Source organism: Atlantibacter sp. RC6 (genome assembly GCF_014193285.1).
In the GTDB taxonomy this organism is placed as follows: domain Bacteria; phylum Pseudomonadota; class Gammaproteobacteria; order Enterobacterales; family Enterobacteriaceae; genus Atlantibacter.
The window spans coordinates 54,517-70,927 of record NZ_JACHZE010000010.1; the positions used below are offsets into that span (position 1 = coordinate 54,517).

The 16,411-nt window shown below is 54.2% G+C and carries 14 protein-coding genes; 10 read left to right on the forward strand and 4 right to left on the reverse strand.

Going from position 1 to position 16,411, the window contains the following annotated elements; genetic code table 11:
- Positions 1-65: 65 nt before the first annotated feature.
- The 10 genes from motA to cheZ all read left to right on the forward strand — a co-directional run bounded on the left by motA (position 66) and on the right by cheZ (position 11,122).
- Positions 66-953 (forward strand): flagellar motor stator protein MotA, encoded by an 888-nt coding sequence (gene motA / locus FHW74_RS18720; RefSeq protein ID WP_183171867.1) that lies wholly within the window; start codon positions 66-68, stop codon positions 951-953.
- On the forward strand, positions 950-1,879 hold the full coding sequence (gene motB / locus FHW74_RS18725) for a flagellar motor protein MotB (RefSeq protein WP_183171868.1): 930 nt from the start codon (positions 950-952) through the stop codon (positions 1,877-1,879). The genes motA and motB overlap by 4 nt, the downstream gene beginning before the upstream one ends.
- A gap of 10 nt (positions 1,880-1,889) precedes the next feature.
- Positions 1,890-3,911: a chemotaxis protein CheA gene (cheA, locus tag FHW74_RS18730; protein WP_183171967.1), complete on the forward strand. Its 2,022-nt coding sequence runs from the start codon at positions 1,890-1,892 to the stop codon at positions 3,909-3,911.
- Between the two features lie 21 nt (positions 3,912-3,932).
- Positions 3,933-4,436 carry a chemotaxis protein CheW gene (gene cheW / locus FHW74_RS18735; RefSeq protein ID WP_125292190.1) on the forward strand — a complete coding sequence of 168 codons (504 nt, stop codon included), beginning with the start codon at positions 3,933-3,935 and terminating at the stop codon, positions 4,434-4,436.
- A 275-nt stretch (positions 4,437-4,711) separates the two neighbouring features.
- Positions 4,712-6,388, forward strand: a complete 1,677-nt coding sequence (gene tar, locus FHW74_RS18740; protein ID WP_183171869.1) for a methyl-accepting chemotaxis protein II — start codon at positions 4,712-4,714, stop codon at positions 6,386-6,388.
- A gap of 135 nt (positions 6,389-6,523) precedes the next feature.
- Entirely contained in the window at positions 6,524-8,128 is a 1,605-nt protein-coding gene (locus tag FHW74_RS18745; protein ID WP_183171870.1) for a methyl-accepting chemotaxis protein, read from the forward strand.
- A gap of 20 nt (positions 8,129-8,148) precedes the next feature.
- Complete coding sequence (gene cheR, locus FHW74_RS18750; protein ID WP_183171871.1) at positions 8,149-9,015, forward strand: protein-glutamate O-methyltransferase CheR; 867 nt, start codon at positions 8,149-8,151, stop codon at positions 9,013-9,015.
- Positions 9,012-10,061, forward strand: a complete 1,050-nt coding sequence (locus FHW74_RS18755) for a chemotaxis response regulator protein-glutamate methylesterase (RefSeq protein WP_161661608.1) — start codon at positions 9,012-9,014, stop codon at positions 10,059-10,061. Before cheR ends, FHW74_RS18755 begins: the two co-directional genes overlap by 4 nt.
- 16 nt (positions 10,062-10,077) lie before the next feature.
- Positions 10,078-10,467, forward strand: a complete 390-nt coding sequence (gene cheY, locus FHW74_RS18760; protein WP_024552273.1) for a chemotaxis response regulator CheY — start codon at positions 10,078-10,080, stop codon at positions 10,465-10,467.
- Between the two features lie 10 nt (positions 10,468-10,477).
- Positions 10,478-11,122, forward strand: a complete 645-nt coding sequence (gene cheZ / locus FHW74_RS18765) for a protein phosphatase CheZ (protein ID WP_183171872.1) — start codon at positions 10,478-10,480, stop codon at positions 11,120-11,122.
- Positions 11,123-11,167: 45 nt separating this feature from the next.
- On the opposite strand, the gene FHW74_RS18770 is transcribed toward cheZ, so the two are convergent.
- From FHW74_RS18770 to FHW74_RS18785, 4 genes are all read right to left on the reverse strand, one after another.
- Positions 11,168-12,319 (reverse strand): fimbrial protein, encoded by a 1,152-nt coding sequence (locus tag FHW74_RS18770; protein WP_255459945.1) that lies wholly within the window; start codon positions 12,317-12,319, stop codon positions 11,168-11,170.
- Complete coding sequence (locus FHW74_RS18775) at positions 12,310-14,829, reverse strand: fimbria/pilus outer membrane usher protein (protein WP_183171873.1); 2,520 nt, start codon at positions 14,827-14,829, stop codon at positions 12,310-12,312. The genes FHW74_RS18770 and FHW74_RS18775 overlap by 10 nt, the downstream gene beginning before the upstream one ends.
- A gap of 8 nt (positions 14,830-14,837) precedes the next feature.
- Complete coding sequence (locus tag FHW74_RS18780; protein ID WP_183171874.1) at positions 14,838-15,530, reverse strand: molecular chaperone; 693 nt, start codon at positions 15,528-15,530, stop codon at positions 14,838-14,840.
- A gap of 107 nt (positions 15,531-15,637) precedes the next feature.
- Positions 15,638-16,225: a fimbrial protein gene (locus tag FHW74_RS18785; RefSeq protein WP_255459946.1), complete on the reverse strand. Its 588-nt coding sequence runs from the start codon at positions 16,223-16,225 to the stop codon at positions 15,638-15,640.
- Positions 16,226-16,411 lie beyond the last annotated feature (186 nt).

A 16,411-nucleotide genomic window follows, 5' to 3' on the forward strand; every position in this document is an offset into this window, starting at 1 on the left:
CGTCCGACGCCCGACGCCTTTCGCTTGTGAGTCCTTGTCACAGTCAACAGCGGAAGGAAGATGTCGTGCTGATTCTTATAGGTTACCTGGTTGTTCTCGGTACAGTGTTCGGTGGTTATATGATGACCGGCGGTCACCTTGGCGCACTCTATCAACCTGCTGAACTGGTTATCATTGGGGGCGCAGGGGTAGGGGCGTTTATCGTCGGGAATAACGGCAAAGCGATCAAAGCGACGCTAAAAGCGATCCCGTTGCTGTTTCGCGGCTCCAAATACAACAAAAGCACCTACATGGATCTGATGGCGCTGCTGTATCGCCTGATGGCCAAATCGCGCCAGCAGGGGATGTTCTCCCTTGAGCGCGATATCGAAAACCCCAAAGAGAGCGAAATTTTCGCCAGCTACCCACGCATTCTGGCCGACAAAGTAATGCTCGAATTCATCACCGATTATCTGCGCCTGATCATCAGCGGCAATATGAATACCTTCGAAATTGAAGCGCTGATGGATGAAGAGATCGAAACCCACGAAAGCGAATGCGAAGTCCCGGCCAACAGCCTGGCGATGGTGGGCGACTCCCTTCCGGCGTTCGGTATTGTGGCGGCGGTAATGGGCGTCGTTCACGCTTTGGCGTCAGCGGATCGTCCGGCCGCGGAGTTGGGCGCGCTGATCGCCCACGCCATGGTGGGGACCTTCCTCGGCATTTTGCTGGCCTATGGATTTATTTCCCCGCTGGCGACGGTACTGCGCCAGAAAAGCGCGGAAACCACCAAAATGATGCAGTGCGTCAAAGTCACGCTGCTCTCCAGCCTCAACGGCTACGCGCCGCCGATTGCCGTCGAGTTTGGCCGTAAGACACTCTATTCCACCGAGCGTCCGTCATTTATCGAGCTCGATGAGCATGTGCGCGCCGTGAAATCACCGAATCAGCAAACGACGACGGAAGACGCATGAAGAATCAACATCGCCCGATCGTTATCGTTAAGAAACGCAAACATAAAGGCCATGGCGGCGGCGCCCACGGTTCGTGGAAGATTGCCTATGCCGACTTTATGACCGCGATGATGGCGTTCTTTCTGGTGATGTGGCTGATTTCCATCGCCAGCCCTAAAGAGTTGGTACAAATTGCCGACTATTTCCGTACCCCGCTTTCTGCCGCCATTACCGGCGGGCAGCGCATCGCCGACAGCGAAAGCCCGATCCCGGGCGGCGGCGATGATTACACCCAGACGCAGGGTGAAGTAAAAAAAGAGCCGGATATTGATGAGTTGAAAAAACGCATGGAAACCAGCCGGCTAAAAAAATTGCGTGGCGATCTGGACCAACTGATTGAATCTGACCCGAAACTGCGCGCGCTGCGCCCGCATTTACGCATCGACCTGACGCCGGAAGGGCTGAGGATCCAGATTATCGACAGCCAGAACCGGCCGATGTTTAAAACCGGGAGCGCCGAAGTGGAGCCGTATATGCGCGATATCCTGCGCGCCATCGCGCCCGTGCTGAATACGATTCCCAACCGAATTAGCTTGTCAGGCCATACCGACGATATTCCTTATGCTTCCGGCGAACGCTACTACAGCAACTGGGAACTGTCGGCAGATCGCGCTAACGCCTCGCGCCGCGAACTGGTGATCGGCGGCCTTGACGACGGCAAAGTGCTGCGCGTGGTTGGCATGGCGGCCACTATGAAACTGGCCGACAAAGGGCCGGATGAAGCCATCAACCGGCGCATCAGCATTCTGGTGCTCAACAAGCAGACCGAGCAATCGATATTGCATGAGAACGCCGACAGCCAGAACGGCTCTCTCAGCGATTTAGCCCAACCGGGAGCAGTGCCCCCGGCGACGAACTCAACACCGCCACAACCGGGTCAGAGGTGATAGCGTGAGTATGGATATCAGCGATTTTTATCAAACGTTTTTTGATGAGGCTGACGAACTGTTAGCGGATATGGAGCAGCATCTGCTCTCGTTGGCGCCCGAAGCGCCGGATTCAGAGCAACTGAATGCCATTTTCCGTGCTGCCCACTCCATAAAAGGCGGTGCCGGCACATTTGGATTTAGCGTGTTGCAGGAAACCACGCATCTGATGGAAAACCTGCTTGATGAAGCCCGGCGCGGTGAGATGCAACTCAACACCGACATTATCAACCTGTTTTTGGAAACCAAAGATATTATGCAGGAACAGCTCGACGCGTATAAAAGTTCAGAAGAGCCGGACGCTGCCAGCTTCGAATACATCTGCCAGGCGCTGCGCCAGCTTGCGCTGGAAGCGAAGGGCGAAGCCAGCGCGCAACCGGCATCGCTGGCGCTGGTGACCCCCGAACCGCAAGCGGCTGCGCCCGTCTCTGCGCCTGCCGCCGACGACGGCAAACTGCGCATCACCTTAAGCGGCTTAAAAGCCAGCGAAGTGGCGCTGTTGCAGGAAGAGCTCGCCAACCTGGGTGACCTGAGCGACGTGGTGCAGGGCGAAAACACCCTGAGCGCGACGCTGGAAACCAGCGTCAGCGCCGATGACATCAGCGCGGTGCTGTGTTTTGTGGTCGAGCCGGAGCAAATTGCCTTTTCCGCGCCGGGCAACGCCGCGCCGCAGCCGGTAGAGACCGCCCCCGCGCCGGTGGTGGTGGAAGACGCGAAACCCGCTGCCGTTAGCGTCCCGGCCGCGCCGTTGGCCGCCGCGCCCGCCCGCGCCGAACGCGAGCAGAAACCGGCGACCCGCGAGCGTGAAAACACCAGCATCCGCGTGGCGGTCGAGAAAGTGGACCAGTTGATCAACCTGGTGGGCGAACTGGTGATCACCCAGTCGATGCTGGCCCAGCGCTCTAACGAACTGGACCCGGTCACCCATGGCGATCTCATCACCAGCATGAGCCAGCTGGAGCGCAACGCCCGCGATCTGCAAGAGTCGGTGATGTCGATCCGCATGATGCCGATGGAGTATGTATTCAGCCGCTTCCCGCGCCTGGTGCGCGACCTGGCGGGCAAGCTCGGCAAGCAGATTGAACTCACGTTACAGGGCAGCTCCACCGAGCTGGATAAGAGCCTGATTGAGCGCATTATCGATCCGCTGACGCACCTGGTGCGCAACAGCCTCGACCACGGTATCGAAATGCCCGAAGACCGCGTAGCGGCGGGCAAATCCCCGGTGGGCAACCTGATCCTCTCCGCCGAACACCAGGGCGGCAACATCTGTATTGAAGTGACCGACGACGGGGCAGGGCTGAACCGCGCGCGCATTCTGGCGAAAGCCATGTCCCAGGGCCTGCCGGTGAGCGAAAACATGACCGATGATGAAGTCGGTATGCTGATTTTCGCGCCGGGCTTCTCCACCGCCGAAGTGGTGACCGATGTGTCCGGTCGCGGGGTGGGCATGGACGTGGTGAAACGTAACATCCAGGAGATGGGCGGCCATGTGGAAATCCAGTCCAAACAAGGCGTGGGCACCACTATTCGCATCCTGCTGCCACTGACGCTCGCTATCCTTGACGGCATGTCGGTAAAAGTGAACGAAGAAGTGTTTATTCTGCCGCTCAATGCGGTAATGGAATCCCTGCAACCGCGCGAAGAAGATTTACACCCGCTGGCGGGCGGCGAGCGCGTGCTGGAAGTGCGCGGCGAATACCTGCCGCTGGTGGAATTGTGGAAAGTGTTCGACGTCGAAGGCGCGAAAACCCAGGCCACTCAGGGCATCGTTGTGATCCTGCAAAGCGCTAACCGCCGTTACGCGCTGCTGGTCGATCAGTTAATTGGTCAACACCAGGTGGTCGTGAAAAACCTTGAAAGCAACTATCGCAAGGTGCCGGGTATTTCCGCCGCCACCATTCTGGGTGATGGAAGCGTGGCGCTGATCGTGGATGTATCCGCGCTGCAAAGCATTAACCGTGAACAACGTATGGCGCAGACAGCCGCCTGATTAGCTTAGGAAAATATGCAAATGACCGGTATGAGTAATGTAACCAAGCTGGCCGGAGAGCCGTCTGGCCAGGAGTTTCTGGTATTCACCCTCGGCGATGAAGAGTACGGCATCGACATTCTGAAAGTGCAGGAGATCCGCGGTTACGACCAGGTAACCCGTATCGCTAACACGCCGTCGTTCATCAAAGGCGTGACCAACCTGCGCGGCGTGATTGTGCCGATTGTCGACTTACGCATCAAATTTAATCAGGAAGATGTGGATTACAACGACAACACGGTGGTGATCGTACTGAACCTGGGCCAGCGCGTGGTGGGGATTGTAGTGGATGGCGTGTCGGACGTGCTCTCCCTGACTAACGATCAGATCCGCCCGGCGCCGGAATTCGCCGTGACCCTGTCGACCGAATACCTGACTGGCCTCGGCGCGGTGGGCGACCGGATGCTGATTCTGGTGAACATCGAAAAACTGCTCAACAGCGAAGAAATGGCGCTGCTGGACAGCGCCGCCGCTCGCGTGGCGTAACGCCTTCCTGCCCGGCGGCGTGCCGTCGCCGGGTATATCCTCTACTGGGCTTGCAAAATAGCCACACCTACACTTTCCCGCTGTTTATCCGCACCCTGAGCAGGCAAAACGTCAGCGCCGGTTTCGCAAAGCATTTTGCTTACACAGCGATACGCGGGGGTGGATATCGCTTTTTGAGCTCCTCCGAGCTGTGGCAAATTGCGTCAGGTTAATAAAGTTCCTTCGTCACGTGCCGATAACAGCGACAGTAGACCTGCTTAGAAGGCGTTATCTGTATGCTGAACCGTATTCGTGTCGTCACTCTGTTAATGGTTGTTTTAGTGGTGTTTGCCCTGCTGCAATTGATTTCCGGCGGCCTGTTCTTCACCTCGGTGAAAGACAGTCAGGAGACGTTCGGCATCTCGCATGAGTTGCGGGTTCAGCAAGGAGAATTGAATGAGGCCTGGGAGTTGATGCTGCAAACCCGCATCAACCTGAGCCGCTCCTCAGCGCGTATGTTGATGACGCCGACCATCGAACAAAGCAGCGCTAAAACCGATCTCCTCAACAGCGCCAAAGCCTCGTTGAAAAGCGCTCAGGAGCATTTCGCCGCTTTCCAGCAAAGCCAGGTCGCTTTACCGGTCATGACCACTGCCATTGTTGAGGTGGAAAAAGCCTACCGGGAATACGACAGCGCGCTGGCAGAACTGGTGCAGTTCCTGGAAACCGGCAATCTGGACGCTTACTTCGCTCAGCCAACCCAGGGGAAACAAAACGCGCTGGATAAAGCGATCAAAACTTACGAAGCGCTGAACGTTGAACTGTACCAGGCCGCTTTTGACGGCAGTAAAGCTGATTACCGCCTGGCGCTGTGGCAACTGGGCGCGCTGGGCGTCGCCCTGCTGGTAGTGATTGTGCTGGTGTGGTTTGGGATCCGTAGCGCTTTACTGACCCCCCTGAGCCAGGTGATCAGCCATATCCGTAAAATCGCCAGCGGCGATCTGACCCCGCAACTGGTTATCGCCGGGCGCAACGAAATCACCGCGCTGGCCGCCAGCCTGCAGCATATGCAGCAGGAGTTGATCGACACCGTCACCAGCGTGCGCGAAGGCTCCGACGCCATCTATACCGGCACCAGCGAAATCGCCGCCGGGAATAACGATCTCTCTTCGCGTACCGAGCAGCAGGCGGCCTCGCTGGAAGAAACCGCCGCCAGCATGGAACAACTGACCGCCACGGTGAAGCAGAACGCCGAAAACGCCCGCCAGGCGTCGTTGCTGGCGCAGAGCGCGTCCGAAACCGCCGGGCGCGGCGGTAAAGTGGTGGACGGCGTGGTCAATACCATGCACGACATCGCCGCCAGCTCGAAGAAAATCGCCGACATCACCAGCGTGATCGACGGCATTGCCTTCCAGACCAATATTCTGGCGCTGAACGCAGCCGTAGAAGCGGCCCGTGCCGGGGAGCAGGGGCGGGGATTCGCAGTGGTGGCCGGTGAAGTGCGTAACCTCGCCAGCCGCAGCGCCCAGGCGGCCAAAGAGATCAAAGCCCTGATCGAAGACTCCGTGGCGCGCGTCAATACCGGCTCGGTGCTGGTGGAGAGCGCGGGCGACACCATGCAGGACATCGTCAACGCCGTGACCCGCGTCACCGACATTATGGGCGAAATCGCCTCGGCGTCGGATGAGCAGAGCCGCGGCATCGACCAGGTGGCGCTGGCGGTTTCCGAAATGGACCGCGTCACCCAACAGAACGCCTCGCTGGTGGAGCAATCCGCCGCCGCCGCCGTGGCGCTGGAAGAACAGGCCAGTCTGTTGACCCAGGCCGTTTCCGCTTTTCGTTTACACACACAACCAACAGCACACCAGGACGCGCACCCTGGTCGCGATGAGAGCCCCAGAGGCGGCGCAGCGGCGCTTACTCCTCGTAAGGCCCTCGCTGGCGGCCAGGACGACAACTGGGAAACATTTTAATAACCACCCTGAGTAGTTTGAGCGGTTGTATGGGCGACAGGGAGAAGGGACCAGGAACGGGGGAGCAAACCCAACAATGCGGCAACTTGAAGTATGACGGGATTGAATCGGCAATGTTGCCATGTGGGAGAGTGAATGTTTAACCGTATCCGTATCTCGACCAGTTTGATGTTACTGATGATCCTCTGCGGAATATTGCAGATCAGCAGTAATGGCCTCTCATTCTGGGCGTTTCGCGACGACAACCAGAACCTGAAAATGGTTGAAGCCAGCAATCACCAGCGCGACACCCTGACGCAGACCCGCGCTGAACTGCTGGAGGCAGGCACCGCGCTGAACCGCGCGGGCACTCTGACGGCGCTGAGCTATCCGCCTGAAGAGATCAAGGCGCTGATGACCACCGCGCGCGCCAGCCTTAAGCAGGGGGATGCGCTGTTTGCGCAGTTTATGGCGACTGAGGCGCTGACGGCAGACGGCGAGGCGATGAAAACCTCGACGGCGCAAACCTTTAAAACCTGGCGGGAAGACATTGAACATCAGGCAACCTGGCTGGAGAACAACCAGCTTTCCGATTTCCTGACCGCCCCGGCTCAGCAGTCACAAAAGGCGTTTGACGCCAGTTACAACGCGTGGCAGCAGAACATCAGCCTGTTTGTTCGCCAGGCGAGCGAAGACAGCCAGGTTAACCTGCGTATTTCCGGGCTGATTTTCGCCGTGGGAACGATCTCCGCCGTGGTCCTGCTGCTGGGCTCGCTGTGGTGGGTACGCGCGCTGGTGGTGACGCCGCTGGCTATCGTCCGCAGCCACTTCGACAGCATCGCCGAAGGTAACCTGGCGCGCACCATTGAGGTATATGGGCGTAACGAGATTTCGCTGATTTTCGCCACCCTGAAGTCAATGCAAACCCGCCTGCGCGATACCCTGGGGCAGGTGCGCCAGGGCAGCCATGAAATGCATACCGGCATCGGCGAAATTGCCGCCGGGAATAACGATCTGTCGGCGCGTACCGAGCAGCAGGCGGCATCGCTGGCGGAAACCGCAGCCAGTATGGAACAACTGACCGCCACCGTCAGCCAGAACGCCGACAACGCGCGCCAGGCCTCGCAGCTGGCGCGCGACGCGGCGCAAACCGCGCAGCGCGGCGGCGATCAGGCGGCGAATGTTGCCAGTACCATGCGCGGCATTGAGGTGAGCTCGCAGAAAATCAGCGACATCACCAGCGTGATCGACGGTATCGCCTTCCAGACCAATATCCTGGCATTGAACGCGGCAGTAGAAGCCGCGCGCGCCGGGGAGCAGGGGCGCGGATTCGCGGTGGTGGCCGGTGAAGTCCGCAATCTGGCCAGCCGCAGCGCCCAGGCGGCGAAAGAGATTAAGGTGTTGATTGACGAGTCGGTTGCCCGGGTGCAGCAGGGCTCGCAACTGGTGGATACCGCCGCCAATACCATGTCGGAAATTGTTCGTTCGGTTACTCAGGTCAACGACATTATGGGGGAGATCGCCTCGGCTTCCGATGAGCAGCGCCGTGGCATTGAGCAGGTTGCCCAGGCGGTAAGCCAAATGGATCAGGTGACGCAGCAAAACGCCGCGTTAGTCGAAGAAGCCGCCGCCGCGACCGATTCGCTGTCCGGTCAGGCCGAGCGTCTCACCACGCTGGTATCGGCATTTAACCTTGAAAGTATTGTCCGGGAGGACAATGAAGTGGCAGTCACCCCGCAACGGGTGCCGGTTTTAACCTGAATCCATGTAAAGAAGGCGCTATGACATCATCACTGCCCAACGGGCAAACGTCATTACTGTTTCAGATGACCCAGCGCCTCGCGCTATCCGACGCGCATTTTCGTCGGATATGCCAACTGATTTATCAGCGCGCCGGGATTGTATTGGCTGAGCATAAAAGGGACATGGTTTATAACCGGCTGGTCCGCCGGTTACGCACCCTGGGTCTCGACGATTTTGGTCGCTATCTGAGTATGCTGGAAGCGAACCCGAACAGCGCAGAATGGCAGGCTTTTGTTAACTCATTAACCACCAACCTGACGGCGTTTTTCCGCGAGGCGCACCACTTTCCGGTGCTGGCCGACCATGCGCGCAAACGCAGCGGGGAGTACCGGGTATGGAGCGCCGCCGCCTCGACGGGGGAGGAGCCGTACTCCATCGCCATCACGCTTGCCGACGCGCTGGGCATCGCCCCGGGGCGTTTCACCGTGTTTGCCAGCGACATCGACACCGAAGTGCTGCAAAAGGCGCAGAGCGCGATCTACCGCCAGGAAGAGCTTAAAACCCTCTCGCCACAGCAATTGCAACGCTACTTTATGCGCGGCACCGGTCCCCATGAGGGGCTGGTGCGCGTGCGCAGCGAGCTCGGCAACGCCGTTCAGTTCGCCGCGCTGAATTTGTTGGATAAGCAGTACAACGTACCCGGCCCGTTTGACGCGATTTTTTGCCGCAACGTGATGATTTACTTTGATAAAGAAACACAGCAGGAGATCCTCAAGCGTTTTGTGCCGTTACTCAAACCGGGGGGGTTATTGTTCGCCGGGCATTCAGAGAATTTCAGTAATCTCAGCCGCGATTTCTGGCTCCGTGGCCAGACGGTTTACGCGCTGAGTAAGGAAAGACAATGAGTAAAATCAAGGTGCTGTCTGTAGATGACTCGGCGTTGATGCGTCAAATCATGACGGAAATCATCAACAGTCACAGCGATATGGAAATGGTGGCGACGGCGCCCGATCCGTTAGTGGCCCGGGATTTAATTAAAAAATTCAACCCGGATGTCCTGACGCTGGATGTGGAAATGCCGCGCATGGACGGGCTGGATTTTCTGGAAAAACTGATGCGCCTGCGGCCTATGCCGGTGGTGATGGTCTCTTCCCTGACCGGCAAAGGTTCGGAAGTGACGCTGCGCGCGCTGGAGCTGGGCGCGGTGGACTTCGTTACTAAACCGCAGTTGGGCATCCGTGAAGGCATGCTGGCGTACAGCGAAATGATCGCTGAGAAAGTGCGCACCGCGGCGCGCGCAAAAGTCGCCACTCGCGCCCAGCAGGCGGTTCCTGCCACCCTGAAGGCCGGCCCGATGCTCAGCTCGGAGAAACTGATCGTGATTGGCGCGTCTACCGGCGGCACCGAGGCGATCCGCCACGTGTTGCAACCGCTGCCGCTCTCCTGCCCGGCGGTGCTGATTACCCAGCATATGCCGCCAGGGTTTACCCGCTCCTTTGCTGAACGCCTGAACAAGCTATGCCAGATCAGCGTCAAGGAAGCCGAGGACGGTGAGCGCGTACTGCCGGGCCATGCGTATATCGCACCCGGCGACCGACATATGGAGTTGTCACGCAGCGGGGCGAACTATCAAATAAAAATTCACGACGGCCCGGCGGTTAACCGTCATCGTCCCGCCGTGGATGTGCTGTTTCATTCCGTCGCCAAACATGCGGGGCGCAACGCGGTGGGGGTGATCCTCACCGGGATGGGCAACGACGGCGCGGCGGGAATGCTGGCGATGCACCAGGCGGGCGCCTGGAACATCGCCCAGAACGAAGCGAGTTGTGTGGTGTTCGGCATGCCGCGTGAGGCCATCAATATGGGTGGCGTCAGCGAAGTCGTCGATCTAAGCCAGGTCAGCCAGCAGATGCTGGCGAAAATCAGTGCCGGACAGGCAATACGTATTTAATTAAGGAGTGTTTTTGATGGCGGATAAAGAGCTGAAGTTTCTGGTTGTGGATGACTTTTCCACCATGCGACGCATCGTGCGTAACCTGCTGAAAGAGCTGGGCTTCAATAACGTAGAAGAAGCCGAAGACGGCGTTGACGCGCTGAATAAACTGCAAGCGGGTGGGTTTGGTTTTGTAATTTCCGACTGGAACATGCCGAATATGGATGGCCTGGAATTGCTGAAAACTATCCGTGCCGACGGTGCGATGGCGGCGATGCCGGTGCTGATGGTGACGGCGGAAGCCAAGAAAGAAAACATCATCGCGGCGGCGCAGGCCGGTGCCAGCGGCTATGTAGTTAAACCGTTCACGGCGGCGACTCTGGAAGAGAAACTCAACAAAATCTTCGAGAAACTCGGAATGTAAGGAGCTCCTGATGATGCAACCTGCCATAAAACCCAGCGAAGAACACTCCGCCGCCGATATTATTGCCCGCATCGGCAGCTTGACGCGTATGCTGCGCGACAGCCTGCGTGAGCTGGGGCTGGACCAGGCGATTGCCGAAGCCGCGGAAGCGATCCCGGATGCCCGTGATCGTCTTGACTACGTGGTGCAAATGACCGCCCAGGCGGCGGAGCGTGCGCTGAACAGCGTAGAAGCTTCCCAGCCGCATCAGGAAGAGCTGGAGAAGGGCGCGAAGGCGTTGAGCAAACGCTGGGACGCCTGGTTTGAAAATCCTATCGAACTGAGCGACGCGCGCGAGCTGGTCACCGATACCCGCCAGTATCTGTCCGACGTGCCGGGTCATACCAGCTACACCAACGCGCAACTGCTGGAAATCATGATGGCGCAAGATTTCCAGGATCTCACCGGCCAGGTGATCAAGCGCATGATGGACGTGATCCAGGAAATTGAACGGCAGCTGCTGATGGTGCTGCTGGAAAATATGCCGGAACCGGGAACGCGCGCCAAACGCGAGAACGACAGCCTGCTCAACGGCCCACAGGTGGATACCACCAAAGCGGGCGTGGTGGCAAGTCAGGATCAGGTTGACGATTTGCTGGATAGTTTAGGGTTTTGACGGGAAACCGCCTGTTGCCGGGGTATGGCAACAGGCGGCTTTGCGTTATTTGATGTCCATTTTTACGGTGACGTTGCCTTCGAATTTGCCTGCGGCGGGAGGGGTATCCGTGGTGCCTACGGGAGCGGCGGTCATTTTAATATGGCCGTTGCCGTCCTGATCCAGAGTTAATGGGAAACTGACGGAGCCGTCTAACACCACGTTATTATTATTTTCATCGTACATCCGCACGCCAATATCATCGCGGCCGATCATTTTAGCAATAAGACGATTGCTGTCAGTTACCACGCCCTGATCTGAACTCAACGTTAATAGAATCTTATCGGTGGTCGAGCGCGCTTCTGGATCGTCGCAATGGTAGGAGATATCAACGTCCCGCAACGTATAGCCCCGAGGATTCTGGCCTTTGTTAATGAACTGGGGTCGGTTAATTTCGCCCAGGTCGATATCGATAACGCTGCCTGCGTTAATAGTGCAACTGAGCGGGGCTGTGATGGAGCCTCTGAGCCAGACATCGGATACGTGCTGCATATCGCTTAACGTACAGAGCGTATCGGCGTAGATACATGCGTAGTATTGCGCCACAATCTGAGAAGGAATGTTTTCAACGCCAAAGATAGGACTGGTCAGTAAGAATTTAACTTCAATAGCATTCCATCGAAATTGCCTGCTTGTGCGGGTAATATTACTACATACGTTCCCATCGCCTTCTGTCATGGTTACACCATATATAGATTGCATATTACTCAACGATGTAGGGTATTCATCAATTGCGATTTGCGAAGCTGAACTATTGAGATTGTCACCAAAGCCTGTGATGTCTATGTCAAGCCGCTCGGTCAGTTTTCCATAGCCAGCGCTCCCGGCTAAAAGCGGACTACCTACTGCTGTCAGGTCGGTAATGCCCGTCGAGTCACTTACCCCACCACACTTACAGCTCACCGTCTGATTTTCCGCTCCATCCCCAGGCGTTTTGGTTTCTATAAAGGTTAAACCCGTTTTATTATCTGCCGCGCTTAATTCATGGTTGTATGTGACGTCATATCTGATCGCGGGTTTCCATACGCAACTTGACACCTTTGCAGAATGGCCTGTAAGCGGGCATAGCACCGCCACTAACACTAAAACAAATTTCAAAGACCGGAATTGGGTCATAACATCATAAAGAGTGGCGGAGTATTCGTTATTCATTGACATAATGCGCTCGCAGCGAGAATTCTTTTTGATGAGTTAACAGGTAGCGAAACAGAGGCATGGCATTGTTGAGCCGGGGATTTACCCCATTGCACAGTTACCGCCGTCTGCTCAGAAATACCTGACAGATAAAGCACGCCACTGTCATCAACGATACCGTTCAGGGTAGTGCCATCGACTGTCGCCATGGCACCAAAGGGTATTTGCCGTCCGTCCGGGCGCTTCAGAGCGATCATGGCGCGGTAGCCAATGTGAGCATCAAAATGGGCGTTAACAGCAGCATTACGATCGGGGACCACTGTTACGGCGGTTTCGTCGCTATCAACGTTATCAGGCAGGCTTGTGGTATCCAGCCGGATGGTATTTTCCTGATAAGGCGTCAATGAAGGGATAATGGCATTGCCAAATGCATCAGTCTGGATGCCTTGCTGGTTGATAAATCGTATGCCGGGCGCACCATTGGCGCTGATAATAGCGAACTCATTACCTAAGGGTTGAGAGAGGGTGATGCCGCCAGAGTGAATGACGATGCCGCCATCTAAACCATAGCTAAGCTGTTGCGAATGATCTGTCGAGGCAGAATAACCGGCGCTTATATTCCCGTATCGCGAATGGTAGCTGCTGTAAATACTGCTGGTATCGTCACCATCATGATTGGTGTGGCTTTGTTGAAGTGAATAACTCAATCGCTTGTCATCAAGCAAAGTCCCGGATAAACCCACCCGCTGGCTGGTTTCGCTTTTTTTGGTCGCATTGGCGCTGTAGCTTATCCAACTGTCCGGCAAGAATTTACTGAAAGGCACGCTTAACCCGAAAGACAGCGTTTGATCGCTGGGGGAGCCAGTGGTTTTGCTATAGGTATAAGCCACATTTAACGACACGCCGTAAACTGTACTATTCCAGCCTGCGGAAAGACTTTTTTCTTTCCGATTGCTTTTCCAGTAATCCTGTTGATAGCCGTTAAGATAGAGGTTACTAGCCATAACTGACTGATTAATGCTGGCCTGAATACGGCTACGTTTATTGTAGTTATACGATAAATCGTCGTCGTTACCGGTATGTTTTTCGTTTGCTTCAGCAAAGGTGTAATAGCCTTTGGTACTGTAACGATAACCCGCTAAGGTAAAATTGGTATCCGTGGCGTCTATTTGCCCGGTATAGAGTAGCCGGTATGACTGACCGGTATCCTGCTGGTCATTATCTAACGTGGTGTGGGCATTCGTCACATCCGCAGACAGCGAGCCCAGTTTGCCGAGAGCGATCCCAGCACCCATATTGCTTGCGATATAATTTTCCGCTGCCGTCATCCCGCCAAAAAGTGTCAGATAATTGTTGAGACCATAGATTACGCTAACCTGAGAAAATAAAGGTTCATTGCTGTTTTGGTTATTGTTCGCGCGAAAGCGACCTGCAGTCATTTCGAATTTAACGTGCCCCGGTCGTTGCATAATGGCGATGCCGGAGAAAGCTTGGGTAAAATGATGTTCTGTACCATCGGCTTCCTTAATGGTTACGTCCAAATCGCCGCTACTTGTGGTGGCATACAGATCGTTGATCACAAACGGGCCCGGCGGCACTGTTGATTGATAGATCAGGTATCCATTCTGTCGCACTGATATTTCAGCATTGGAATTGGCTATACCACGAATAATGGGTGCAAAACCGCGCTGGCTGCTCGGGAGCATTTCTTCATCGGACGCGATGTTAATGCCGCGATACTGAATGCTATCGAAGACTTCTCCATGTGTGCTGTTTTCACCGGCAATAAATTGAGCCTTTAGAAATTTGAAATCGTGCTGAACCCATGAGTTGATTGCATTCCATGACTGTTGACCATTGGTGTTATCCCATGTGGAGTAGTTGCGCAAACGCCACCCCCCAAAATTAATCCCGTTACGCATGTTGAGATACTGAGTTGAGGACTGGTAATCAGCATCGTTATATTCCGTACCGGAAAAGGAATAATCAGTAAACATGGCTATTACGCCATCATCCCAGCGCGACGGGTCAATGTATCCATTACTGTCTCTGTTCATAGCTGACTGAGGTATGCTGAGAGAAAGCAGTAAGCTATTAAAATCGAAACGGGCTGAAGAAAAAGGAATAAAATTCTCTATTGGCGCATTAAGCGGTTTATCTGGCGGTAAACTAGCTAGTGCAGGATAATTCTCAACTTTCACGCCCCACTTGCGAAGTAGGGCTGGTGATAACAAAGGGCGCAGTGTTCCATCTGAATCACTAATGTAGTTTATAGATTCATCTGGCATGCTTTGTTTGTTAATGCTGATCTTTGATAAATAGATGCCAGGTAATTGCGCATCTTTTTTTGAAAATAAAGAGAGATCTATATCTTGACGTGCAAGCTGCTCTCCTTCCAGAAATGAAGGTTCAAAATAGTACTCTCGCGCGTAAACCGGCGAAAAAACGGCAAAGCATAACGCGATTATTAATCCTGAAGCACGGATTACGCGTCCGCGATATTGTCGACGGCTAACGTCGCGGAACATGGCCATTACTGACACTACTCCTGCTTGATTATCGAGGAATGTTTTGCAGATGCATTGCCATAATCTGTGATACATCGCCATGACACATCTTTGCCAGTAAATTCGGCGGTGACAGGGATAGAAATAGTCGATTTTGGTGCTATCATGTCTGCTTTTTTGATCAAGCTGTTGCCTAAATATAAAGTGTCAAACACGCTATAAAACAGCCCATCATTAATAATATGCAATTGGTTACCTGCCAAAACGAATTTCAGATGTTCACATGTTTCATCTGGCGAGCCAGACAGACCTTGAGGGCGCCAAAACAGCTTTATACGTGTTTTATAAATTAACCTTAATGCGTTTATTTGTTTATTATCTTTTGCTATTGCAGGAATAGTACGAACGTTCATATAAAAAAGCGACTCCCGGTCTTCTGGAAGATTTTCGCCATTCCATGTGATACGTAAACTTTGCTCTTTCTGAGGATCGAGACGGAAAAGCGGAGGGGTCACAATAAATGGCCCTCTTGTTTTTCCGTCTCCTGTGTCAGTCCAGGACTGGACGAGCCAGGGTAATTCCCGTTCACTATTAACCACGCTTAAAGCGGTCTCTTTACTTTCTGCGTTGTAAATAACACGGGTTCTGCCAATCTGAATGCCTTCCGCCTGACAATTCGTCAGAATAAGGAAAGGCATCAAAAATAGTACAAAAAATACGATGCGCATAGCATTACCCATAATTAGCTCGTACCTCTGAAACAGTTAAAAAACTATTTTTAATAGATGAGGTGAATAGGAAAGGTTCTTTAATTGATTTTTATGATGCATGATAGTTAACGATAAAGGATATTTACTGTTAAATCTGCATCAGCAGGGCCTGCGGTGACAGTCGCGTTATAGGATTGATAGCGAGCAAGAAAATCCGCTTGTATAGGGTTACCCGCTGTAGTAGGCAACTCAATATAAACCTGATCTTCACTACCATCAAATTTGATATAGGTAGTCGGTTCTTCTTTTGTCGTAATAGCAACTCCGATACCGGTTGCAGCCGTAGAGCCTGGCGTAGTTGTACTGACGCTTAACAGATCGTCTCTGCCGGTTACGGTTGTACCGTTAAAAGTTAATTGCACAGATCCTAACCCCGGAGTAGCAACAGGACATTTTTGCAACTTAATTGAAAAAGGTTTAAACGTTGATTCCTTGCCAATATCGGTAAAGTAAGTTGTTGGATAAGAGCCCAGTGGGATGGTCAACTCATTGGTATCTCCATCACCATCAATTTCGCATGAAGGTTCGATAATAGAACCGGTAAAATGTATTTTACCTGCATCCATACCGTCGTCGCTTGCCTGAACGTTAAACACTGAGCAAGCCAGAACGAAAGTTACGATAACCTTGCCGGGCAATGTAGTCATATCCATACTAATTATCTCCATGTGCTATAACAAAATACTATTATCAAATAATGGCGCTGCGGAAAAACATTAACGCCCTTGAATTACATGAGTATGTAATATTTGATACGTTATGTAGCATACACCTAAATCTTTATGTTGCATACTAGGGGGTATCCTTACTCAATGTTCCAAAGCATATGTCGGATGTTA